Genomic DNA, 1485 nt, shown 5'->3' with positions numbered 1-1485 from the left:
TACCGGCGGCACCACCATCAGCGGCGGCACGCTGGTCGCCACCAACGTTGAGGCGCTGGGCAGCGGCGACGTCACCGACAACGCCACGCTGGAGCTGAACACCGGCGGCACGTTCGACAACGTCATCAGCGGCAGCGGCCAGGTGGTGAAATCCGGCGACGACGCGCTCACGCTTTCTGGCAACAACAGCTACACCGGCGGCACCCTTATCAGCGGCGGCACGCTGGTCGCCAGCAACGTTGACGCGCTGGGCAGCGGCGACGTTACCGACAACGCCACGCTGGAGATGAATACCGGCGGCGATTTTGACAACGCCATCAGCGGCAGCGGCCAGGTCGTGAAATCCGGCGACGAGACGCTCACGCTTTCCGGCGCCAATTCTTACACCGGCGGCACCACCATCAGCGGCGGCACGCTGGTCGCCAACAACGTTGAGGCGCTGGGGACTGGCGACGTCACCAACAACGCCACGCTGGAGTTGAACACCGGCGGCGATTTCGACAACGCCATCAGCGGCAGCGGGCAGGTGGTGAAATCCGGCGACAAGACGCTCACGCTTTCCGGCGCCAATTCTTACACCGGCGGCACCACCATCAGCGGCGGCACGCTGATTGCCACTAACGTCAACGCGCTGGGTACGGGCGCTATCGACAACCGCGCCAGCCTGTTGCTGGACGCCAGCGGCCAGTTTACGGTAACGGATCTCACCACCGAAAGCGGCGGCAACACCGAAATCGGCGCAGGCAGCACGCTACAGGCGACCACGCTGACGCAAAAAAGCGATAGCACGCTGACCATCAACCTGAACAGCAACACCGTCGATCCTGTTATCCACGCCGCTTCTCAGGTCTCGCTGGCCGGTACGCTGGACATCACCGGCGTCGGCGATGTGCTGGACAGCGATCCCGCCAGCACGGACGATCTGGATACCTTCACCCTGATCGCGTCAGACAAAACCATTGCGGGCGATTTCGAAAAGCTTACCGTCGCCGGAATGGACGCCGATCTGGCCGACTTTATCACCGTCGATGGCCGCATTGATGACACGGGCAAGCAGTACGAACTGACCACCGCCCTGACATGGTATGCCGACCGCGACGACGCCGTCACCGACGCCCACGGCACGTTTAACCTGACCAATGCCGACGGCAGTTTTGCGGTCAACACGGTGCTGGAAAACGTTGACGCCACGCTCGATCCCGACAGCGCCACCGGCTGGGACGGCACATCGCTGATCAAACAGGGCGCAGGCACGCTGATCCTGAATGCGGAAAACACCTATACCGGCGGCACCACCATCAGCGGCGGCACGCTGGTCGCCACTAACGTTGACGCGCTAGGCAGCGGCGACGTCACCGACGACGCCACGCTGGAGCTGAACACCGGCGGCACGTTCGACAACGCCATCAGCGGCAGCGGTCAGGTGGTCAAATCCGGCGACGACGTGCTGACGCTCTCAGGCGCCAACAGCTACAGCGGCGGCTC

The 1485-nt window shown here is 63.8% G+C and carries 1 protein-coding gene; it reads left to right on the top strand.

The features are described 5' to 3' along the window. Positions 1-1485, top strand: a 1485-nt coding sequence (locus ACLJQJ_RS16595) for an autotransporter-associated beta strand repeat-containing protein (RefSeq protein WP_410967693.1), incomplete at both ends; no start/stop codon positions are given.

The organism is Salmonella sp. SAL04202, from assembly GCF_046550775.1.
In the GTDB taxonomy this organism is placed as follows: Bacteria; Pseudomonadota; Gammaproteobacteria; order Enterobacterales; family Enterobacteriaceae; genus Salmonella; species Salmonella enterica.
This window is presented reverse-complemented; position numbering and strand designations above follow the sequence as displayed.